Annotated in this window: 19 protein-coding genes; 4 read left to right on the top strand and 15 right to left on the bottom strand. The window is 54.2% G+C overall.

Translation table 11 applies throughout. The annotated features are described in order from the left end of the window. Window positions 1-28: 28 nt before the first annotated feature. From murB to ACT3TC_RS01570, 7 genes are read right to left on the bottom strand one after another with little or no spacing between them, the layout of a single operon-like run. Window positions 29-1,018 carry a UDP-N-acetylmuramate dehydrogenase gene (murB, locus tag ACT3TC_RS01600; RefSeq protein ID WP_444638886.1) on the bottom strand — a complete coding sequence of 330 codons (990 nt, stop codon included), beginning with the start codon at window positions 1,016-1,018 and terminating at the stop codon, window positions 29-31. Between the two features lie 44 nt (window positions 1,019-1,062). Continuing rightward, window positions 1,063-1,533 carry a low molecular weight protein-tyrosine-phosphatase gene (locus tag ACT3TC_RS01595; protein WP_193053771.1) on the bottom strand — a complete coding sequence of 157 codons (471 nt, stop codon included), beginning with the start codon at window positions 1,531-1,533 and terminating at the stop codon, window positions 1,063-1,065. A gap of 27 nt (window positions 1,534-1,560) precedes the next feature. Then, window positions 1,561-2,331 (bottom strand): 3-deoxy-manno-octulosonate cytidylyltransferase, encoded by a 771-nt coding sequence (kdsB, locus tag ACT3TC_RS01590; RefSeq protein ID WP_193053772.1) that lies wholly within the window; start codon window positions 2,329-2,331, stop codon window positions 1,561-1,563. Next, window positions 2,331-2,540, bottom strand: coding sequence for a Trm112 family protein (locus tag ACT3TC_RS01585; protein ID WP_172116363.1), 210 nt, complete (start codon window positions 2,538-2,540; stop codon window positions 2,331-2,333). The genes kdsB and ACT3TC_RS01585 overlap by 1 nt, the downstream gene beginning before the upstream one ends. Window positions 2,541-2,553: 13 nt before the next feature. Next, the gene (gene lpxK / locus ACT3TC_RS01580; RefSeq protein ID WP_193053773.1) at window positions 2,554-3,579 is read right to left on the bottom strand and encodes a tetraacyldisaccharide 4'-kinase; all 1,026 of its coding nucleotides are present in this window, start codon (window positions 3,577-3,579) and stop codon (window positions 2,554-2,556) included. Continuing rightward, on the bottom strand, window positions 3,579-5,312 hold the full coding sequence (msbA, locus tag ACT3TC_RS01575) for a lipid A export permease/ATP-binding protein MsbA (RefSeq protein WP_193053774.1): 1,734 nt from the start codon (window positions 5,310-5,312) through the stop codon (window positions 3,579-3,581). Before msbA ends, lpxK begins: the two co-directional genes overlap by 1 nt. Window positions 5,313-5,368: 56 nt before the next feature. Continuing rightward, window positions 5,369-7,651, bottom strand: a complete 2,283-nt coding sequence (locus tag ACT3TC_RS01570) for a DNA internalization-related competence protein ComEC/Rec2 (protein ID WP_193056291.1) — start codon at window positions 7,649-7,651, stop codon at window positions 5,369-5,371. Between the two features lie 97 nt (window positions 7,652-7,748). Between ACT3TC_RS01570 and ACT3TC_RS01565 the strand changes: the two genes are divergently transcribed. Beyond that, on the top strand, window positions 7,749-8,300 hold the full coding sequence (locus tag ACT3TC_RS01565) for a DUF2062 domain-containing protein (RefSeq protein WP_172116359.1): 552 nt from the start codon (window positions 7,749-7,751) through the stop codon (window positions 8,298-8,300). Here the strand turns inward: ACT3TC_RS01565 and ACT3TC_RS01560 are convergent. Both ACT3TC_RS01560 and ACT3TC_RS01555 read right to left on the bottom strand, forming a co-directional pair. Then, on the bottom strand, window positions 8,297-8,977 hold the full coding sequence (locus tag ACT3TC_RS01560) for an ABC transporter ATP-binding protein (RefSeq protein WP_193053882.1): 681 nt from the start codon (window positions 8,975-8,977) through the stop codon (window positions 8,297-8,299). The two genes, ACT3TC_RS01565 and ACT3TC_RS01560, sit on opposite strands and share 4 nt — an antisense overlap. Before the next feature lie 106 nt (window positions 8,978-9,083). Continuing rightward, window positions 9,084-10,325 carry a lipoprotein-releasing ABC transporter permease subunit gene (locus tag ACT3TC_RS01555; protein ID WP_193053776.1) on the bottom strand — a complete coding sequence of 414 codons (1,242 nt, stop codon included), beginning with the start codon at window positions 10,323-10,325 and terminating at the stop codon, window positions 9,084-9,086. Between the two features lie 222 nt (window positions 10,326-10,547). On the opposite strand from ACT3TC_RS01555, the gene ACT3TC_RS01550 reads away from it, so the two are divergent. Continuing rightward, window positions 10,548-11,600 (top strand): agmatine deiminase family protein, encoded by a 1,053-nt coding sequence (locus ACT3TC_RS01550; protein ID WP_193053883.1) that lies wholly within the window; start codon window positions 10,548-10,550, stop codon window positions 11,598-11,600. A gap of 9 nt (window positions 11,601-11,609) precedes the next feature. Then, window positions 11,610-12,524: a carbon-nitrogen hydrolase gene (locus ACT3TC_RS01545; protein WP_193056290.1), complete on the top strand. Its 915-nt coding sequence runs from the start codon at window positions 11,610-11,612 to the stop codon at window positions 12,522-12,524. Between the two features lie 147 nt (window positions 12,525-12,671). On the opposite strand, the gene ACT3TC_RS01540 is transcribed toward ACT3TC_RS01545, so the two are convergent. From ACT3TC_RS01540 to ACT3TC_RS01525, 4 genes are all read right to left on the bottom strand, one after another. Beyond that, complete coding sequence (locus ACT3TC_RS01540) at window positions 12,672-13,619, bottom strand: Nudix family hydrolase (RefSeq protein WP_193053778.1); 948 nt, start codon at window positions 13,617-13,619, stop codon at window positions 12,672-12,674. 109 nt (window positions 13,620-13,728) lie between these two features. After that, window positions 13,729-14,958, bottom strand: coding sequence for a bifunctional glutamate N-acetyltransferase/amino-acid acetyltransferase ArgJ (argJ, locus tag ACT3TC_RS01535; RefSeq protein ID WP_444638885.1), 1,230 nt, complete (start codon window positions 14,956-14,958; stop codon window positions 13,729-13,731). A gap of 36 nt (window positions 14,959-14,994) precedes the next feature. Then, the gene (gene secA / locus ACT3TC_RS01530) at window positions 14,995-17,742 is read right to left on the bottom strand and encodes a preprotein translocase subunit SecA (RefSeq protein ID WP_444638883.1); all 2,748 of its coding nucleotides are present in this window, start codon (window positions 17,740-17,742) and stop codon (window positions 14,995-14,997) included. 86 nt (window positions 17,743-17,828) lie between these two features. Beyond that, window positions 17,829-18,176 (bottom strand): hypothetical protein, encoded by a 348-nt coding sequence (locus tag ACT3TC_RS01525; protein WP_444638882.1) that lies wholly within the window; start codon window positions 18,174-18,176, stop codon window positions 17,829-17,831. A gap of 107 nt (window positions 18,177-18,283) precedes the next feature. Between ACT3TC_RS01525 and ACT3TC_RS01520 the strand changes: the two genes are divergently transcribed. Then, window positions 18,284-18,739: a DUF721 domain-containing protein gene (locus tag ACT3TC_RS01520; protein WP_444638881.1), complete on the top strand. Its 456-nt coding sequence runs from the start codon at window positions 18,284-18,286 to the stop codon at window positions 18,737-18,739. 160 nt (window positions 18,740-18,899) lie between these two features. Here the strand turns inward: ACT3TC_RS01520 and lpxC are convergent, their stop codons facing one another. Both lpxC and ftsZ read right to left on the bottom strand, forming a co-directional pair. Beyond that, window positions 18,900-19,811, bottom strand: coding sequence for a UDP-3-O-acyl-N-acetylglucosamine deacetylase (lpxC, locus tag ACT3TC_RS01515; RefSeq protein WP_444638880.1), 912 nt, complete (start codon window positions 19,809-19,811; stop codon window positions 18,900-18,902). A 135-nt stretch (window positions 19,812-19,946) separates the two neighbouring features. Further along, window positions 19,947-21,125 carry a cell division protein FtsZ gene (gene ftsZ, locus ACT3TC_RS01510; RefSeq protein ID WP_172116350.1) on the bottom strand — a complete coding sequence of 393 codons (1,179 nt, stop codon included), beginning with the start codon at window positions 21,123-21,125 and terminating at the stop codon, window positions 19,947-19,949. Window positions 21,126-21,130: the final 5 nt, after the last annotated feature.

Below are 21,130 nucleotides of genomic sequence, written 5' to 3'. Positions count from 1 at the left end.
TTTTTATGCGTTAGTGCTCATGTATTTATCAACCTTGAACCAAGCGTGGCTCTGGCTCCAGCCGTACATTAAAACGAGCCTGCACACGGTCGATAATCTTGCCTGCAAAGCGCAGCAATCCCTTACGGTCGCCGCCGCCAAAATGAACCAACACTAATGCCTGGCGGTCATGCACGCCAAATTCGCCCTCACATACACCTTTAAGACCGCACTGATCAATCAACCAACCGGCCGCCAATTTGGTCTTTCCTTCGCCTAAAGGGAAATGTGGCATGTCAGGATAGCGGGCCAATAGCGCCTGCCCTTGCTGATCTGAAACAATGGGATTCTTGAAAAAACTGCCTGCATTGGCAAGCTGCCCCGGGTCTGGCAATTTTTCCTGGCGAATAGCTGCCACTGCCTCTGCAACATCCAACGGGGTGGGCGTATTCGGCAAGCGCGAGGCAAGATCGCCATAGTGAACCTTCGGTGCGGGCTGCCTGGAAAGGCGCAATACCAGCCGAGTAATCACGACACGATCACACAGCGCACCCTTGAAAAGGCTATCGCGGTAGCCAAACGCACACTCAGCATTCTCAAGCCAGCGCGTGCTTCCTGTCGCAATCTCCATGACCTGCACGGCCTGAAGGCTATCGGCAAGCTCAACGCCATAGGCGCCGATGTTTTGCACGGGGGCCGCGCCACAATCACCCGGAATCAGCGCCAGGTTTTCAATTCCCCAGAACCCTCGGGCCGCCATATTGAGCACCAGCGTATGCCAGTTAACACCAGCCCCCACATGCGCCAACACATTATTACCCGCCGAGGTCAGCCACCACTGCCGTAGTGCCGGGCGTATCGCAATCCCTGTTAAGCGCGGCGGCAAAAGCACGTTGCTCCCTCCGCCCAAAAGCGTTACCGGCCAGCGCTGATGCTGGGCGATAGCAAGCGTCGCACGTAAGGCGTCTAGCGTGGTGGGTTCAGCGTAATAATCAGCCACGCAGGGCAAACGTAACGTATTGGACGATGACAGATCCACGTGTTCGTTAATGAGACAAGCCGAGTTTTTAAGGGCTGAAGCTGTCACACGCGGTCACTTTTCAGGTGCTGGATTAACCCCTGTGACGCCGTTTCGATCATATCAAGCACGTCTTCAAATCCCTGCTCACCGCCATAGTAAGGGTCTGGAACCTCTGCTCCCGGCGTTCCAGAGAACTCCAGAAAAAGCCCGACATAAGCGTTGCTTTCGGCAGGTTTCAAGGCATGCATTGCCCGCAGATTGTCGTTATCCATGCCCAGTACATAATCGAATGTCAGAAAATCTTCTGCGGTCAGCTGCCGGGCACATAGCTGGCTCAGGTCAATACCTCGCCGCTTGGCTGCTGCTTGAGCGCGCGAATCGGGTGCTTTCCCGATGTGCCAAGCACCTACTCCGCAAGAGTCAATACTGACACGTTCACTCATACCTGCGTTTTCCAGCGCACGTCGAAAAATGCCCTCGGCAGTGGGCGAGCGACAAATATTTCCTAAACAGACAAAAAGTACCCGCGTCACAACGCGCTCCCTGTACGTTGAAAAGTATTAACCAGATGGCGCTAACAGCGCGCGAACACGCGCTAAATCTTCCGCCGTGTCGACACCTGCTGGGTTAACCTCGCACGCCAATGCCACCTGAATTAAATGGCCATGCTGCAAAGCGCGCAGCTGTTCAAGCTGCTCTAACTGCTCCAGCATTGAGGCTGGCCAGTCCCGATAGGCGGCTAGAAAGCTCGCGCGGTAGGCATAAATCCCGATATGGCGCAGCCATGCATCCGTTTCAAGCAGTGCAGGCTGCTGCTTGAACTGCTCACGATCCCAGGGGATGGGCGCACGTGAGAAATACAGCGCCCGCCCCTGCAATGAGCGCACTACTTTGACCACGTTGGGATTAAAGAGTGATGCTACATCGTTAATCGGCTCAGCCAACGTCGCAATGGAGGCTTCTGCGTCATCAGCTAAGCGCAGTGCCACCTGATCAATTAACGCGGGCGGAATGAGCGGCTCGTCACCCTGCACATTCACCACTAGCTCGTCTTCACCCAAAGAAAGGCTCTGGGCAACTTCGGCAAGCCGATCCGTTCCCGAGGCGTGATCATCGCGCGTCATGACGACCTCAGCCCCATACGGCAGCATCGCATCACGGATACGTTCATCATCGGTCGCAACAACGACACGAGCCGCCTGGCTTTGACAGGCACGCCGCCACACATGGGCGACCATAGGCTCACCAGCAATATCCAGCAGTGGCTTACCTGGCAACCGGGTTGAACCATAGCGGGCAGGCACAACGGCTATAAATGCAGGAAACGCCATTACAGGTCTCCCGTGCGACCTGGCGAGGTTGGGAGCTTTTCGTCAGCGTCCATTACCCGGGCTTCCTCAGGCAGCATAACCGGGATACCTTCTTGTATCGGATACGCTAGACCGTCATAAAGACAAACCAGTTCCTGCGCTTCGCGGTCGTACTTAAGCTTGCCGTTACATAACGGGCAAACCAGCATTGCCAGCAGTTCCTTATCCATTTATGCATCCCCTTCAGGACAGGGCTGACAGCCTGGCTGCCAGCCAATGTTCAAATTCTAATGGAAGCGTTGCCTCCACTTCTAATATCCAGCTATTGGGTGGCGCAATTCCCATGCATTTCACCGCATCTTTGGCGGTCATGACCACGGGCCGCTGTTTCGCCGGAGTAAATATATCCGCACTAAAACGCTGATGGTCTGCCAACGCCAGCATCTCACCGTTTACGCCTAAATCACGCAATGTAGTAAAAAAGCGCGCGGGGTGTCCGATACCGGCCACGCCAAACACCGGCACGCTAAAAGGTAGCGGTGTCAGCGGAAAGCGCTTGCCATCATTTAGGCGCCGCCAACTTATCGGCATTAGCTGCATGGAAGTGGCGCTCACCGAAAGTGATTGGCGCATGTCTCCCTTCGCTATTTCACCATTCACTATTTCACCATTAACAACCACCGCATCTACACGCGCTAAACGTTCGGGCGACTCACGCAGTGGCCCCGCAGGCAGGCAGCGACGATTACCCAACCCTCGCGCCCCATCAATCACCACGATCTCAATGTCTCGCTCAAGCGCCAGATGCTGCAGCCCGTCGTCACTCAAAATAATATCGCAACCGAGATCGACCAACGCTTGAGCGCCACGCGCACGCTTGGGGTCTGCTACCACGGGTAACAAGGTTTGCTGGGCCAACATAACCGGCTCGTCACCGCTTTGCGCGGGATCCGTCGATGGCGTTACCTGGAGCGGGTAGTGCTCAGCTTTACCGCCATAGCCACGCGTGACAATACCCGGCGTCCAACCTTGTGTGACCAACCAGCGGCTTAACCAGGCCACTAATGGCGATTTCCCGGTTCCACCCAGGGTGATATTACCCACCACGATGACCGGCACTGGCGCACGCCATGTGGCCTTTTGGCCACTCACATACGCGGCTTCACGACGCGCCATGGCATACTTATAAAGTGCGCCCAATGGCCTTAGCGGCAATAGCCATGGGCTATTGTGATAGCCCGCTTCAAGCCAGCGCTGCGCCAGCGTCATTATGCTTCCTGAAACTGAAGTTGATACAGCGCAGAGTAGGCACCACCTTTGTCCAGAAGCTCCTGGTGCGCTCCTTGCTCAATAATACGCCCCTGGTCCATCACCAGGATTCGATCTGCACGCTCAATCGTGGACAGACGATGGGCAATGACGAGTGTCGTGCGTCCCTGGCAGACGTGCTCCAGCGCTTTTTGGATGTAACGTTCAGACTCGGTATCCAGAGCGGAGGTTGCCTCGTCCAAAATCAATATTGGGCTATCTTTGAAAATCGCCCGGGCGATCGCCAGACGCTGACGTTGCCCACCCGATAGCATGACCCCGTTTTCACCCACCACCGTTTCATAACCTTGTGGCAGCTTATCGATAAATTCGCTGGCATACGCCGCCTTGGCAGCAGCTTCAACGGCCTGACGATCAGGGTTCGCCGTGCCATAAGCAATATTATCGGCCACCGTGGCGTTAAAGAGCGTCACTTGCTGTGTGACCAAGCCAATCTGCTGACGCAATGGGCCTAACGCATACTCATTAATATCCACACCATCGATTAAAATGCGTCCTTCATTAAGACGATAAAAGCGTGGTAATAGGCTAACGAGGGTTGATTTTCCGCTGCCTGAGCGACCCACAATCGCCACCATCTCACCAGGCGAGACGTGCAAATTGATGTCATGCAGCACGTTTGGCTGGTCGTCGGCATAGCGAAAGCCAACATTTTCGAGCATCAGCTCGCCCGTTAGACGCTTGGGCACACGCTGGCCGGTGTCTTGTTCCGGTGCTGTATCCATCAACCCAAAGAGCTCTGAAGCGGCGGCAAGTCCTTTTTGAATTTCACTGTTAATTTCAGTGAGCTGGCGTACCGGCTTGATCATCAAGGCCGCTGCGGTAATAAACGCAACAAACTCACCTGGCGTCATATTGGCCATTATCGCCGGCGCCATGGCCAGCCACACCAGCAGCGCCATGGATATCGCTACCAGCATAAGAATAACCGGGGAGCTTATCGCCCGCGTCATTGACTCTTTCATACTCTGTTTACGGTTCTCTTCGCTTACCCGTGCAAACCGTTGCTTTTCATAATCCTCAGCGCCGTAGGTGCGCACAACGCGGTAGCCTGACAAGCCTTCGGAAGCGACATGAGTGACATCACCCATCGAGCTTTGTATGCGTTTTGAAATACGCCGAAAGCGCTTACTGACATAGCTCACCACCACGCCAATAATGGGGGTAACCCCTAAAAACAGTAGGGTTAGCATCCAGTTCGTCCAGAACAAATAACCCACCAATCCCACAACAAACAGGCCTTCACGCAAAATAACGGTGACAGCGTTCGTTGCAGCGCCCGCCACTTGCTCTACATGGTAGGTCACGCGCGAAACAAGGTGACCGCTTGAGTGCTGGTCAAAAAACCGTCCAGGCAGATGCAGCATGTGGGCAAAAACGTCGCAGCGCAGCGTGTGGATCACATAGCGTCCTACATACGCCATATAGTAGGTGCTTAGAAAAGTGCCTACACCACGCGAAGCAAACATCAAAATAACAAACAGCGGAAGAAACAGCCGAAAAGCAGCATCAGGGTTTTGGATACCGTCGATTAACCGCTTCATCATCTCAGCAAGTGCCGTACTTGATGCGGCATATACCACAAACCCAACAGCGGCCAAGCCAAATGCTTGCCAGTGTGGTTTTACGTAGCTAAGTAGCCGTTTATAAATAACCCAACTTGAATCGGTCACACGCGCTCCTGGCAATAGTGTGCAATGCGCTGGATTCTACCTTATGGCGAGGCGCATCAACACCGCTTAACGCCACCATGTTGAACACTGCCGGATGGCCAACGCATTGGTGTAATAGACACAGGATGATCTTTTTGAAGCCAAAACCGCAGTGCCCCATCGTGCCCGGTACTCCACAGGCAACTCTTATACGCTCGGAAGCGGCGTACCACATCATCGACCGGATGCTGGAAAGCATTATTGCGACCTGCACTAAAGATCACATGCAAAGGCGTCGTATGTTGGACAAACTGAACACCTGAACTTGTGCGGCTACCGTGATGTCCGGCGACCAATACGCTGAGCGGCACATCAATATCTTTTAGAAAACGCCGCTCTATATCACGGCTGACATCCCCGGTAATTAATAATTGATGCTCTCCCGCGCTGACTTCCAGCACGCAGGAGCGGTCATTGGCCGAGTAATCATTGGACCCGGCAGGCGGCCATAAAAACCGATACGTAATTCCATCGCGCTGCCACTGCTGGCCACGCTCGCACGGGGTGGCCGTTACCGGTAGAGCTTCACCTAGAGGCGCACGCCAGTGCGTGACTGCATGGCTCTCCAGTAGCGCGCCTATACCACCTGCATGGTCACTGTCGGCATGGCTAACAATCACCTCATCAAAACGCTGGCCTGGCGACCACAATGTTTGCAGAGGCATAAAGCCTGCCTGAAAACGTGGCCCAGTATCGTATAAAAGCCGGTACTGCTGGCTGCGTAGCTCGATAAGCTGACCTTGGCCCACATCATGCACCGTTACGCGCAACGTGCCTTTAGGTATTTGCTCCAACGGAAGCCACCAGGCAAGCGATACCACTAGGCACGTAGCCCCCACTTTCAACCAGGACACCACGCCAGGCAGACCCCAGCACAAAGCCAACAAAAGAAGAGCGCCGCTTAATGGGTACACTAGCGCATGATCAGGTTCCCACAGCGGCCATCGTTCTGACGTAACGGTCAGAAAAACGTAAAAAACCGACAGCGCTTGCTCAAACAACCACCACATGCCCGTGCCCAGCCACGGCAGAGGTGAAAATATCCAGCCCAGCAGCGCCAACGGCACCATGATTGAACTTACCCAGGGCACGGCGATTATATTAATAATGGGCGCGCCCGGCGCCATACGTCCAAATGCGATCAGCACGGCGGCGGCCATTAGCGGGGCCAGTAACAGCTGGGAACGCAGCAACGCCCAGCACCAGCCTTTAACCCCTTTTGGACGCGTGCGCCCTTGCCAAATAATGATCAACCAGGCAACAGCCACAAACGATAGCCAGAGCCCAGGGCGCCATAAAGAGAGCGGATCAAGCAGCAGAATAATGGCAAGTGCCAGCCACCAGGCCTGCCAAGTGGCTGGGGAGTGTCGACCACTGAGCACCCACAGCCCTACCAGCGTCATGACCATGGCGCGCATGGCGGGCGGTTCCATACCGGCCAGATAGGCATAACCGATGGTGACCAGCGCGGCCACCCACCAGGGCCACACGCGCATTCGCCAGTTCAAAGGCGTTGTTAGCCGTGCGATGAGCTTTGCCAGCAATAGCGCAAACCCGGCCACCAGCCCCACATGCAAGCCTGAAATAACCACCAGATGCGTCGTTCCCGTGGCATTGAGTAGCGACCAGTCCTCCTGGGTTAGCTGGCTGCCCTCCCCCAGCGTTAAGGCTGCGAGCCAGCGGCGCGTTCGTTCACCGAGTGGCTGCCTCTCCAGCACATCAAGCGCCAGCTTTCGTACAGAAAACCCAGCCGTGGCCAATTGCGTCGGCGCTGGCTCCTGGCGTACATACCCCGTTGCATGAATGCCTTCTCGCCAGAGCCACTGTTCAAAATCAAACGTACCAGGGTTGGCAAATCCGCGAGGCGGGCGCAGGCGTAGCGTCATTCGCCACTGCTCTCCCGCATAGTAAGTCGGCGCGTTATACGCCGTTACACGGACCTTGTTAAGCGTATCGCAAGCGGGGTGATGAGTAGGTCCTTCACAGGTTTTTACCGCTAACAGTAACCGCTGTGCATCACCCAACGGGGTTACGCTCAGCACCCTTGCTTTTACAACGACATCTTCGCCGTTGAGACCTTCGGGCAAGCGACTGCCCCACTCCTGATGAATGCCAACCATTACCCAGCCACCCAGTAATAGCCAGAAAGCCGCCTTGGCGCGCCAGGCCATCAGTAGCAGCACGCCCAATAAGCTAACGCCAACAAAAGGGTTCATTGCCCCCGTTATACCGCTTAATCCCGCGATTACTGCCCCTAACAGTGCCGCTAGCGCTGCCGGTATCGCCATGCCAAACGGCATACGACTCTCCTTGGCTTAAGAACTTCATCTACTTGGCATAGCCGAAGCGCTACGCGATATGGATAATAGGGTGCACTAATAGGCAAGAGTACCTGACATGCCGCGCCGGTTCCTGCAGCGCTACATGCCCAGACCCGACACGCTACGGCGACAGCGGTCGCTACGCTTTATAGCACCGCTAATTGCCGACCCCGGGCTGTGGCTTTTAACTCGGCGAAGCGTTGCCAACGCCTTTAGCGTTGGCTTGTTTTGCGCCATGCTACCGATTCCATTTCAAATGGTAGTCGCTGCCGTGGGCGCTCGCCTAAGCCGTTGTAATTTAGCACTTTCGGTAGGCCTTGTCTGGATTACCAACCCACTCACCATGCCGCTGATTTTTTATTTTAACTATCGAATTGGCACATTTATGCTTGGAGCCCCGGTACGTGAAGCACCTACGCGTATTTCAACGCGCTGGATTGCCGAACAAATGCACGATATCGTACCGCCACTGATTGTTGGCTCATTTATTACGGCTATTGTGCTAGCAGTGGCCGCCAATATCGGCATTCGCCTTATTTGGCGCTGGCATGTCTCTCATAATTGGAAACGCCGCCGCCTAAATAGGCAGCGGCGTCGGGCATGTATCGAATCCGAGTTCGATGATTAAGGCATGCGAGGCTGCTCAACCAACTTGCCCGCGTCCAGTTTAAGCACCCTGTCCTGATGTGCAGCCAGCCCCACGTCATGCGTCACGATAACAAACGCACACGCACTCTCTTTGGCCAACTCATCCATCAGGGCTAGAATCGTGGCTGCCGTCGTTTGATCCAGGTTACCGGTAGGCTCATCCATTAGCACCAGGCTTGGGTCTGTTACCAAGGCACGCGCAATGGCGACCCGCTGGCGCTCACCACCGGAAAGCTCGCCAGGCTTATGATCAGCCCGCGCCTTCATCCCTACACGCTCAAGAATCTGCATAGCGCGTTTTTCAGCGGTTTTTTTCGACTGACCACGGATAATTAACGGTAACGCTGCATTCTCAACGGCGGTAAATTCTGCCAGCAAATGGTGAAACTGGTAAACAAACCCAATGTAGCGATTACGAAACGTCCCTAAGGCCGCTTCGTTTAAGTTGGAAAGTGGCTCACCAGCGATCACCACCCGACCATCGCTTGGGCGATCCAGACCGCCCAGCAAGTTTAAAAGCGTGGTTTTACCCGACCCAGAACTACCCACAATCGCCACCCGTTCGCCCGCACGAACGGAAAGTTCAAGCTTATCAAGCACGGTCAGGTCTTGTGGTCCTTCGCTATATACCCGCGTTAAACCTTGGCAATCCAACATAACAGGCGGCTCGTTCGCTCCCCCTGCTGCGGCTGGCGTAGCGTTGGACGGCGTGGAAGTTGACTGCATAGACGTTAACGGCCCAGTAGTAGACATGGAAGCATCCTTATTCATAGCGCAGAACATCCGCCGGTTGAACGCGAGCAGCGCGCCATGCTGGGTACAGCGTGGACAAAAACGTTAGACCGAAGGCCGCCAACACAATATTGCGCACGTCATCCCACCTAAGCTGGGACGGCAAATCGCTGATAAAGTAAACGCCTGCATCCAGAAACTTAATCCCAAAGGCCGCTTCAAACCAACCGATCAGATCAGATACTGTCAGCGCCAGCAGTATGCCCACAGCAACGCCAATCGCAATACCAATCAAACCAATGGCCATGCCTTGTACGATAAAGATGCCCATGATCGAGCGTGGCGTAGCACCAATGGTACGCAAAATAGCGATATCGGCACGCTTGTCGGTGACCACCATGACCAGAGTAGAAACAATATTGAACGCCGCAACGGCAATGATCACCGTTAGCAGCAGTGCAATCATGCGCTTTTCCATCTGAATGGCCTGGAAAAGGTTGCCATGCGAGTACGTCCAATCGGTGCCGCGGTAGCCTGGTCCCAGGTCGTTCACAATGGCCTGGGTCTCGCTGCCCGCAATAAACAGATCATCAAGCTCAAGGCGCAAACCACCTACCGCGTCGCCAAGGCGCGCGAGGGTTTTCATATCTTCGATATTGGCGTAAGCGAGATTGGCGTCCAAATCGGCGCCCACGCTGAAAATACCGCTAACGGTAAAGCGCTTTAACCGCGGGAAGACACCCGCTGGGGTGATAGAAGCTTCCGGCACCAGCAGCGTCACTCGATCGCCTACACCCACCCCCAGCTGACGAGCAAGCATAGAGCCAAGCACCACATTCCACTCATCTGGCACTAATTCAGCCAACGTGCCTTGGCGCATATGCTGACCAATAATCGAGACCTGGTCTTCCCAATCGGGATCAATACCGTTGACCATGGCTCCCTGGTTGCGGCCACCCGCGGAAAACATGCCCTGCTGCTCAACATACGGTGCAGCCCCCATCACGTGTTCACGCTGCGTCAATCGGTCTGCCAGCGCCTCCCACTCCACCAGGCCATCGGTTGCTTCAATTTTAGTGTGCGGCACCATTCCTAAAATACGGGTACGCAGCTCATGGTCAAAACCATTCATAACCGATAACACCAGGATGAGTACCGCCACACCCAGCATTAGGCCCAGCATCGATGTTAGTGAAATAAAAGAAATAAAGTGGTTCCGGCGTTTGGCGCGCACGTAGCGCAGCCCCACCAGAAAAGGCAAACGATCAAGCATGGCGTCATTCCTTATTAATAAGCGCTCATGGTACGGTTTTTTTAGCCATACTGCATGTGCAAACGGGCATTAGAGTAACAGACCCCAGGCCCGTTCCCTGAAACCACGTAACGCTTGCAAGTTCTTCGACGACGCCCTACATTGCGCCCATTTGCGCTGGCTAAATCGGTGAGCGCTTTACTTCAAATAACGTTACCAAGAGACTTCCTAACCTTGGCCAATATGACATATCGCTTGCTGCCGGAATGGCACCCCCAGGATGGTCTACAGCTGACCTGGCCACGCCCTGATGGCGATTGGGCATCGCTTCTATCGCGTATAGAAGCAACGCTTGAGCGCATCGTGCTGGCAACCGTTCGTTACCAGCAGGTAGTGATCAGCATGCCAGATCAAGCCACCTGTGACCGCGTACGCAAAACGTTCGATGCCTATGGTGTGCCTGCTCATAAGCTATTGCTGATCATAGCGCCTACCGATGATACCTGGGCGCGTGACCACGGCCCGATTAGCGTTGTTGATGATGAAGGCCAGCCGCTACTGTTGGATTACACCTTCACCGGCTGGGGCGGAAAATTCCCTGCCAGCAACGATAATCGGCTGACGCAGGCGTTAGCCGATGCAGGCGTCTGGGCATGCCCAGTGGCTTCACGCGATATGGTATTGGAAGGCGGGGCTATCGAAACCGATGGCGCGGGTACGCTGCTGACGACCGAAGCCTGCTTACTCAATCCTAATCGCAACCCGCATTTAACACGCCAGGACGTTGAAGCCTTGATAGGCGATGATTTCGGCGTCGACCGGGTGCTTTGGTTAACCAATGGGCATCTGGAAGGTGATGATACCGACAGCCACGTTGATACATTGGCGCGATTCTGTAATCCATCGACCATTGCTTATGTGCGCTGTGATGACCTACAAGACCCGCACTACACAGCCCTACACACCATGGAGCAAGAGTTAAAGGCATTTCGACAACGCAACGGCGAGCCCTACCAGCTTGTCCCGCTGCCTTGGCCACAAGCATGCTTTGACCCTGAAGACGGCCATCGGCTGCCAGCCACTTATGCCAACTTTTTGATTATTAATGAAGCAGTACTGGTGCCAACCTACGGCGACCCGGCTGATGCGTTAGCACTCAGTGCGCTGGCCGAAGCGTTCCCCAACCATGCGCTCATTCCCATTGAGTGCTCGAGCGTTATTCGTCAACATGGCAGCTTACACTGCCTGACCATGCAGTTGCCCAAGGGCACGCTCACCACCTCTTTTCATCAGTAAGGAGCCAGGATGTCTATCAAGGTAACCTCTGACCTAACGGTTGGCGTAGTGCAACAGTTTGCCTGGCCCGATAAAGCGCAGAGTCTGGCAGCCAGTGAAGCGGGCATTCGTGATGCCGTAGAACGTGGCGCTCAGCTTGTCATGCTGCAAGAGCTGCATGCTACCCACTACTTCTGCCAGTATGAAGATCCGGCCCTGTTCGACCTGGCCGAACCGCTGGATGGCCCGACCGGACAGCACCTGGCCGCACTTGCTCGCGAATTGGATATCGTGCTGGTCGGCTCGCTGTTTGAGCGGCGCGCACCAGGGCTTTATCACAACACGGCGGTGGTATACGACCGAGATAAAGGCCGGGTGGGTCAGTATCGGAAAATGCACATCCCTGATGACCCAGGCTTTTATGAGAAGTTTTACTTCACCCCTGGTGACCACGATGCGAGCCGTGCAGAAGGCTTTACACCAATTGATACTTCGCTTGGCCGTTTGGGCGTGCTGGTGTGCTGGGATCAGTGGTACCCGGAAGCGGCTCGCCTGATGGCCTTGGCCGGAGCAGACTTGCTGCTCTACCCCACGGCGATTGGGTGGGATCCTAACGATGATATTGCGGAACAAACCCGCCAAAAAGATGCCTGGACGTTAATCCAGCGCTCGCATGGCGTCGCCAATGGCTTACCGGTGATTGTTGCCAACCGCGTGGGATTTGAAACCGACCATTCAGGCGTGGGCGATGGCATTCAGTTTTGGGGAGGCAGCTTTATTTGTGGGCCTCAGGGCGAGCTACTTGCCCATGCCGGTGAAGAAGCTGAACAACTGGTTGTGACCATTGATATGGCGCGCTGCGAAAATACTCGCCGTATCTGGCCTTACCTGCGTGATCGCCGTATCGATGCCTATAGCGATCTAACCCGCCGCTTTCGCGACTAGGCGTTATCGATCTATAGGCCAGTTTAACGTAGCGGTCTTTGACGGAAAACGCCTGCCAAAATCATCTGGCAGGCGTTTTTTCTAGTACCTATTTCTGCACGTACCGCAGCGCTGACTTACGCCATTACGTCAGCAGTAACAAACTTATCACTTCCAGAAATCGCGAATCGAGGCGATGCCTTGGGCGCCTACGGCGCGGGCGTGATTGGCATCAAAGCGTGTCATTCCACCCAGCGCAAAGACCGGCATTCCGGCACGCTCAACCAGTTGTTGAAAATCATGCCAGCCCATCGGCGCTACTTCCGGATGTGAAGGCGTAGTGCGAAGCGGTGACAGCGTCACAAAATCACACCCCAGCAGCGCCGCTTTGGAGAGCTGAGTTTGGTCATGTGTCGAGGCAGAGAGCCACTTTTGCTCGGCAATCGGACGTCGATCCAGCTGCATCAAGCGCTCGCTGGTTAAATGAATACCATCGGCATCCACATGTTCAAGCAGCGCAGGCTCGCCGTTGAGTAGAAGCTTGGCGCCATACTCATGACACATGCGCAAAGCGCGTTCAGCGCGCTTAAGATAAGCGGCTTCATCAAGCTGCTTGGCACGCAGCTGCACCAAGCGAATGTTGTCTTCTTTCAAGGCCCGCTCCAGGAGCGTATCAAAACGCGCCTCGTCAGCCTCTTCTTTTGTAATCAGATATTCAGTGGGCAGCATCACAGCACGCAGGATCGGCAGGTTGGCCGCCGGGAACGGATAATTAGCCAACTCCTCCATCGGCACCCAACGCACGGCTTGGCCTTCGCGACCAAAAGGCTCGCCAGCAAACTCATGAACCTGCCAAACATCTAACAAAATATGCTTGTCAGGATATTCGTGATGCACACGGATCAAGGGCTGCGCACGTACAATCTCAACACCAAGCTCTTCGTGCAGCTCGCGCTTAAGGCCCTCAAGTCCTGTTTCATAAGGCGCGAGTTTCCCACCCGGAAACTCCCACAAGCCACCCTGATCGACATTCGAGGGCCGACGTGCAATCAGCACTTGCTTCTGATCGGCACTAATGATGGCTGCTGCCGCAACATGAACTCGTCGTTTTACCATTACATTCATTACGTCTTTATCCACTGTGTGCGCACCGGCGGATCAGTGCCGGCGCTTACTCGCTGCGTGAGCCCTTTATGACTGCCAAACCCAGTCGGTGACTGGCTAACTAGCTACGATAGTCTGCGTTGATCGACACATAGTCATGGGAAAGATCAGAGGTCCATACGGTGGCACTCTCCTGACCACGCCCTAAACTGATGCGAATCGTAATTTCGTCTTGCGCCATGACGGCACTGCCTGCGGCTTCCGTATACCCAGCCGCACGACCACCTTCTTCAACCAGGCGAACATCTGCCAGGTCAATGACAATGCGGTCCACGTCAAAATCAGCCACAGGCGCTCGCCCTACTGCGGCCAGAATACGCCCCCAGTTAGCATCAGAGGCGTAAAGCGCTGTTTTCACCAAGGGTGAGTGGGCGACGGTAAATGCGACATCCAGCGCTTCCTGACGACTTTCTGCGCCATCAACCTGGAGCGTCACAAACTTTGTCGCGCCCTCACCATCACGGATGATCGCCTGAGCCAAGCTCGTCATTACCTGCTGCAATGCATCACGGAAGACAGCGATATCCTCGTCGTCTTCAATCGCCGTTCCCGTACCTGTCGCTGCAAGCATGCACGCATCATTGGTTGAAGTGTCGCTATCCACGGTAATGCAGTTAAACGAGGTATCCACCGTCTCGCGTAACAAGCGATCCAGTAATGACTGTTCAATAGCAGCATCCGTGACGACAAAGCCCAACATGGTCGCCATGTTGGGTTTAATCATGCCTGAGCCTTTAGTGATGCCATTGATAGTAACTGACCCGTCACTAACCTTCACGGTAACGCTGGCACCTTTGGCTCGGGTGTCGGTGGTTAAAATCCCTTCACCGGCATGTTGCCACGCCTGACTATTGTCAGCACCTGACGCAAGCGCTGGCGTGATACCGGCTAAAAGGTGCTCCATGGGAAGTGGTTCACCGATAACCCCCGTTGAGAAAGGCAGTACCTGATGCTCGGCAACGCCAGCTTGCTCTGCTACCGCTTTACAGCTGGCGTAGGCATCATGAAGCCCCTGTTTGCCGGTGCCCGCATTCGCATTACCGGTATTAATTAGCCAGTAACGCGGTGCCTGGCCCTGCTCGCGGCAGCGCTCAATATGCGCCTTGGCAACCGACACCGGGGCAGCGCAGAAGGCATTTCGCGTGAACACACCAGACACGGTTGCCGAGGCGGGTAGCTCAATAACTACCATGTCACGACGACCCGGCTTTTTAATACCCGCCATTGCACTTCCCAAGCGCACCCCAGCCAAGGGGGGCATCACCGGAAAGGGACTATTTCCCACCGCCATGATCGTCTCCTCTACCTAAATCCAGACCGCTTCTGATTAGCTTAATTTACCGCAGCACTGCTTGTACTTCTTACCTGAACCACATACACACGGGTCGTTGCGGCCGACTTTCGGCCCTTCGCGACGGACAGGGCGTGCGTCCTGCTCAGTGCTTTCCACATCACTGTTTTCACCGCTTAATCCGCTTTCACTGGAAGAAGCATCATCGTGACGATTAGCGGCCGCGGCTTTTTCGCGGGCCAACTCTTCACGCCGCTTTTGCTCCAGCGCATCAACTTCTTCAGGCTGACGTACCTGAACATGGCTTAGAATACGGGTGACATCCGCTTTAATATTGGTCAGCAGGTGCTGGAACAATTCAAACGATTCACGCTTGTACTCTTGCTTGGGGTTCTTTTGTGCGTAGCCGCGTAAATGGATGCCCCGACGCAGGTGATCCATGGACTGCAAGTGCTCTTTCCAACGCGTATCCAGAACCTGAAGCATGACCTGCTTCTCAAAACGACGAATCAGGGTCGCGCCTGCGGCATCCACCTTGGCCGCATAAGCGTCATGGTGCATGTCTTGCAGACGCTCACGCAGCTTCTCTTCGCTAAAGCGCTCATCATCAGCGGCCCACTGGACCACCGGGGCATCCAAGTTGAACTCTGTCTTAAGGTGCATTTCAAGCCCAGCCAGATCCCACTGCTCGGCTAAACTCTGCGGCGGAACGAAGTCGTTAATGGTGTCTTCCATGACTTCTTCACGAATACCCACGATAGCTTCTGCAATGTCATCAGAGGCCAGAACCTCATTGCGCTGCTCGTAAATAACCCGACGCTGGTCGTTTGCCACGTCATCATATTCAAGCAACTGCTTACGAATATCGAAGTTACGCCCTTCCACTTTTTTCTGGGCACGCTCAACGGCGTTAGATACCATTTTGTGCTCAATGGCTTCGCCGCGCTCCAGGCCCAATGCCTGCATGAGACGCTTAACGCGGTCAGAACCAAATAGCCGCATCAGGCTATCTTCCAACGACAAGAAGAAGCGCGTTGAACCTGGATCGCCTTGACGACCAGAACGTCCACGCAACTGGTTATCAATGCGCCGAGACTCATGGCGTTCCGAACCAATAACGTGCAGGCCACCGGCTTCCAGCACACCATCGTGACGCTGCTTCCACTCGGCTTTTAATGCATCAATCTGCGCCTGGCTTGGGTTTTGCAGCTTGGCAACGTCAGCTTCCCAGTTGCCCCCCAACATAATATCGGTACCTCGACCGGCCATGTTGGTGGCAATAGTGATCGCGCCAGGACGCCCTGCCTGAGCAATAATCTCGGCTTCACTCTGGTGCTGCTTGGCATTCAGGACATTGAACTTCAGCCCCGCTTCGCGCATTAAGTGCGCCAGATATTCAGACGTCTCGATGGACGCCGTACCTACCAACACCGGGCGGCCTGCCTCTGTCTCGACCTGAACGTCCTTAATAATCGCCTCGTACTTCTCTTCGGCGCTAAGGTAGACCAGGTCGTTAAGGTCTTTACGGGCTAACGGGCGATTGGTGGGGATGACGATAACATCAAGCCCATAAATCTGACGGAACTCAAAGGCTTCCGTATCAGCAGTACCGGTCATGCCTGCCAGTTTTTCATACAGACGGAAATAGTTCTGGAAGGTGGTGGATGCCAGCGTCTGGCTCTCGCGCTGAACGGTCACCCCTTCCTTCGCTTCAACAGCCTGGTGAAGCCCTTCAGACCAACGGCGGCCAGGCATCGTCCGTCCAGTATGCTCATCAACGATGACCACCTGGTCTTCCACTACAATGTAATCAACATCCTTGTTGTAGAGATGGCGTGCCCGGAGCGCAGAATGCATGTGCTGAAGTAAATTCAGGTTTTGAGCGGCGTAAAGCGATTCACCCTCTTTAAGAAGGCCTTCCGCCTGCATCAGCTCTTCAACCCTGTTATGCCCCTGCTCGGTCAGCTCAACCTGCTTTTGCTTCTCCTCCAGCACAAAATCGCCAGTTGCAGGCTGGTCGTCATCTTCCGAGACCTCACCCTCTTCCAACTGCTGGGCAAGCTGATTAACGACGTTATAAAGATTGGTATTTTCATCCACCGCACCTGATATGATCAACGGCGTACGCGCCTCATCAATCAGGATAGAATCCACCTCATCAACAATGGCATAGTGCAGGCCACGCTGCACCTTATCCTCCAAAGAGAACGCCATGTTGTCGCGCAGGTAGTCAAAGCCAAATTCGTTATTGGTACCGTAGGTAATATCACACCGATAAGCATGGCGTTTCTCCTCCCCGGTTTGGCCGGAAAAGATAACCCCAACAGAAAGCCCTAAAAACTCATACAGCGGGCGCATCCACTCGGCATCACGGCGGGCAAGGTAGTCATTGACGGTGACAACGTGTACGCCCTTTGCAGGCAGCGCATTGAGATAAACGGCCAGTGTTGCTACCAGCGTTTTACCTTCGCCGGTTTTCATTTCAGCAATACGACCACGGTGCAGGGTCATGCCCCCCACCATCTGTACATCAAAATGCCGCATACCCATGACGCGCTTGCTGGCCTCTCGCACAATCGCAAACGCAGAAGGCAACAAACTATCCAGCGCCTCGCCATTTTCCAGGCGCAAACGCAGCTCCGCTGTCTTACCTTGTAATTCAGCGTCGCTTAATCCTTCAAGCTCAGCTTCGAGCACGTTCACACTGCGAACGTTTTTGTGCATGCGCTTTACTTCACGGTCGTTCTTGGAGCCAACAACCTTGCGTAACAAATTATTAATCATGAAATTTCCAAATCATCTTGAGCGAACCAATGGGCTTCGCCCTGTTCCGTATAAGGCAAGTAAAGTACGTTTTAGAAAACCGTGAGTTAAGCGGGCGGACCGCGCTGGGTAAGCACATCGTGTGCGGCTACCTGGCGCTTTATAAAATCATAAACAGGTAAAAAGTGGCGCTGCACCGCGATACGTTTAAATCGCTGCTGCCAACCGCGCAATGCGCGTCGCCTTTTGGCGATCCAATGCGATTGAGCACGTAAAATAGCCGGTACCCACAAACACACGCAGACGTTACGCTCAGCCCCCCGCATGGCATCAAAAGGCACTAAACTATTGGGCAGTAAGCAGCTTACCAGGAGCCCTGCCAGCCACCAACGCGCCAAGCCATAGCGACGGTTACGTCGCGGCAAAGCAGAAAAGGTGTTAAGCGTGGAGGGCATGCTGTGGATTGGCTCCTGAGCGTGTTAGGCTCTGCAAATAAGTAATGCATCCGTGTCGATGCCGCTACTTGGCTATATATTGAGGGGTTACCCCAGGATTCAAGCGTATGAGTATAAAGGTTAAGCGTTCTCGCGCACAGCCCATCGCCCGTCTGCTAAACAAGTCAGGGGATATTGGCCAATTAATGCGTCTGTCTCGCTTGATAGATCAAGCCCAGTGTCATTTAAGAGCCCATCTGCCAGAAGAGATGCGCCCACATATCTTTGTCGGCGGCTTTCGCGATGGGCGCTTAACCCTGATCAGTGGGCAGGCAAGCTGGCTGACATGGTTGCGCTTTGAACAGCAGCGGCTGTTGACGCTGCTACATCAACTGCCAGGCTTTGAGGCTGTGAACGGCTTTACCTTTAAAGTGCGCCCCGTCCGTCCAGTTGAGGCGCCTTTGCGTAATACCCGACACTTATCCGCCAGTGCGGGAAAAACGCTCAGCGAGTGCGCAAGCGACACACACAATCCTGCGCTGCGTAAAGCGTTAGAGCGCCTTGCGTCTCACGCACCAAAATAAGCGTGCCGCGCGCCTTGCGCACTTTTCAAATGCCAGAAACGCAAAAGCACCGCCTGAGCGGTGCTTTTTTTCATCAAGGCCAGTTATCGAGCTTGAGCACTACCAAAGGAGAAACCTGGATAGCGCGTCATAGCGAATATCTGACACTCCTGCTTGGCAGTTAGGCCATTGCAGGCGCTGCGTACGAAATAGGCGCAACGGTTTTTTCATCTTCAAACGTCACGATTTCATAAGCATCAGGCTGTGCCATCAATTCGCGGCAAAGCTGGTTATTCAGCGCATGGCCAGATTTTGTACCGTGAAACTCACCAATCAGGCTGTAGCCTAACTGATACAAATCGCCGATCGCATCCAGCACCTTGTGCTTGACGAACTCATCTTCGTAACGCAAACCGCCTTCATTGACGATGCGATAATCATCAACCACGATCGCATTATCCAGACTCCCCCCCAGGGCCAGGTTATTAGAGCGCAAAAACTCCAAATCCTTCATAAACCCAAAGGTGCGCGCCCGAGAAACTTCTTTCACAAAAGAAGTCGTCGAAAAATCGATAAGCGCGGTTTGTTTCTGCTGTTCGAAAACCGGGTGGTCGAAGTCAATGGCAAACGAGACCTTGAACCCTTGGTGCGGAAGGAAAACGGCTTCTTTATCGCCATCTTTAACCGCGACGCGACGCTTGATGCGTATAAATTTCTTTGCTGCATCCTGCTCAAGAATACCCGCCGATTGGATTAAAAACACAAACGGGCTGGCACTACCGTCCATAATCGGCACTTCGGGAGCACTTAGGTCAACGTAAGCATTATCGATGCCTAGTCCTGCAAACGCTGACATCAAATGCTCAACCGTTGCCACTTTCACACCTTCGTGTGAAAGCGCGGTGCAAAGTGTTGTGTCTTCCACTAACTCTGCGCGTGCGGGTATATGTACCACAGGCTCCAGATCGGTTCTAACAAACACAATCCCGGTGTTTGTCGGCGCCGGACGCAAAGCCATGTGGACTTTTTTGCCGGAGTGCAGACCCACTCCAGTGGCGCGGATGACGTTTTGTAGGGTGCGTTGTCTGATCATGGGCAGTGGTCGAACTCTAATGACGGTAGTACCGTAGGGGAAGGAAAGTTATCAAACAGTGTTCACTTTAACAGCAAACGAGCGTTTTAACCAATAAAACACTCGTTTGCTGGCCCGGTAAACCTATAGAAACAATCAATCGGCCTGACGGCGCAAGAAAGCGGGTATGTCCAGATAGTCGTCAGCATCGGCTGAGCGACTCTTTTCCGGACGCGGTTTGGGCGCGTGTTCAGGCGCCTCTGCACGGGCAGTTGCTTGCTGACGCATTACGGTAGGCTGCTGTAGCTTACGGTAATCAGAAGAGTCAGCAGAAGAGCGACGTGCAGGTTCACGTGTCGTCGCTTTGGCAGCTTTCGCGCCATCTAATCCAGCAGCAACAACAGTAACACGCAGCTCATCAGACATTTCCATATCGATGGAAGTTCCCACGACAATGGTCGCTTCTTGTGAAGCAAACTCTTGAACGGTGGCACCTACATCGTTGAACTCGCCAATCGACAGGTCCGGGCCTGCCGTAATATTGACCAGAATGCCTCGCGCACCATGCAGATCGATATCTTCCAGAAGCGGGCTACGGATAGCTTTTTCAGCTGCTTCGCGGGCGCGGTTCTCGCCGGTAGCACCGCCCGTACCCATCATCGCCATGCCCATTTCAGACATAACAGTACGCACATCAGCAAAGTCGACGTTGATAATACCAGGGCTTGTAATCAGCTCGGCAATACCTTGAACAGCGCCAAGCAATACATCGTTGGCAGCGCTAAACGCAGTTAATAGCGTCGCGCTTTTACCCAGTACGGATAAAAGCTTTTCGTTGGGTATGGTGATCAGCGAATCAACATGTTGAGAGAGCTCTTTCATTCCCTCTTCGGCAGCGCGCATACGCTTGGGGCCTTCAAACGGGAAAGGCCGCGTAACGACAGCTACCGTTAAAATACCCAGTTCTTTGGCAACTTGCGCAACCACTGGCGCGCCGCCGGTGCCTGTACCACCGCCCATACCAGCGGTAATAAAGACCATATCGGCGCCTTCAAGCAGCTCAGCGATTCGGTCACGATCTTCCATCGCGGCCTGACGACCTACCTCAGGGTTGGCGCCAGCACCGAGCCCCTTGGTGATTTCACCACCTAGCTGTAATACTGTTTTTGCGGATACGCGTTTAAGCGCCTGGGCATCGGTATTGGCGCAAATAAATTCAACGCCTTCAATGTTACTTTCAACCATGTGATTGACGGCATTGCCGCCACCACCACCAACACCGACTACTTTTATGACCGCACTACTTGAGGGTGCGTTATCTACCAATTCAAACATAAGCC

Source organism: Halomonas sp. AOP27-A1-41, from assembly GCF_052378605.1.
Lineage (GTDB): Bacteria > Pseudomonadota > Gammaproteobacteria > Pseudomonadales > Halomonadaceae > Vreelandella > Vreelandella citrativorans.
Note: the sequence above shows the minus strand (reverse complement) of the source record. Positions and strands in the feature narration are given on the sequence as shown.

What these genes read in the sequence shown, in the direction of transcription:
- ACT3TC_RS01520 (WP_444638881.1), top strand. Translation starts at nt 18,284, where the DNA reads ATGAGTATAAAGGTTAAGCGTTCTCGCGCACAGCCCATCGCCCGTCTG.
- argJ (WP_444638885.1), bottom strand. Translation starts at nt 14,958, where the DNA reads ATGGCGGTGGGAAATAGTCCCTTTCCGGTGATGCCCCCCTTGGCTGGG.
- ACT3TC_RS01540 (WP_193053778.1), bottom strand. Translation starts at nt 13,619, where the DNA reads ATGGTAAAACGACGAGTTCATGTTGCGGCAGCAGCCATCATTAGTGCC.
- kdsB (WP_193053772.1), bottom strand. Translation starts at nt 2,331, where the DNA reads ATGGCGTTTCCTGCATTTATAGCCGTTGTGCCTGCCCGCTATGGTTCA.
- lpxC (WP_444638880.1), bottom strand. Translation starts at nt 19,811, where the DNA reads ATGATCAGACAACGCACCCTACAAAACGTCATCCGCGCCACTGGAGTG.
- ACT3TC_RS01545 (WP_193056290.1), top strand. Translation starts at nt 11,610, where the DNA reads ATGTCTATCAAGGTAACCTCTGACCTAACGGTTGGCGTAGTGCAACAG.
- ftsZ (WP_172116350.1), bottom strand. Translation starts at nt 21,125, where the DNA reads ATGTTTGAATTGGTAGATAACGCACCCTCAAGTAGTGCGGTCATAAAA.
- ACT3TC_RS01585 (WP_172116363.1), bottom strand. Translation starts at nt 2,540, where the DNA reads ATGGATAAGGAACTGCTGGCAATGCTGGTTTGCCCGTTATGTAACGGC.
- ACT3TC_RS01570 (WP_193056291.1), bottom strand. Translation starts at nt 7,651, where the DNA reads ATGCCGTTTGGCATGGCGATACCGGCAGCGCTAGCGGCACTGTTAGGG.
- lpxK (WP_193053773.1), bottom strand. Translation starts at nt 3,579, where the DNA reads ATGACGCTGGCGCAGCGCTGGCTTGAAGCGGGCTATCACAATAGCCCA.
- ACT3TC_RS01560 (WP_193053882.1), bottom strand. Translation starts at nt 8,977, where the DNA reads ATGTTGGATTGCCAAGGTTTAACGCGGGTATATAGCGAAGGACCACAA.
- ACT3TC_RS01555 (WP_193053776.1), bottom strand. Translation starts at nt 10,325, where the DNA reads ATGCTTGATCGTTTGCCTTTTCTGGTGGGGCTGCGCTACGTGCGCGCC.
- ACT3TC_RS01525 (WP_444638882.1), bottom strand. Translation starts at nt 18,176, where the DNA reads ATGCCCTCCACGCTTAACACCTTTTCTGCTTTGCCGCGACGTAACCGT.
- secA (WP_444638883.1), bottom strand. Translation starts at nt 17,742, where the DNA reads ATGATTAATAATTTGTTACGCAAGGTTGTTGGCTCCAAGAACGACCGT.
- ACT3TC_RS01565 (WP_172116359.1), top strand. Translation starts at nt 7,749, where the DNA reads ATGCCGCGCCGGTTCCTGCAGCGCTACATGCCCAGACCCGACACGCTA.
- ACT3TC_RS01550 (WP_193053883.1), top strand. Translation starts at nt 10,548, where the DNA reads ATGACATATCGCTTGCTGCCGGAATGGCACCCCCAGGATGGTCTACAG.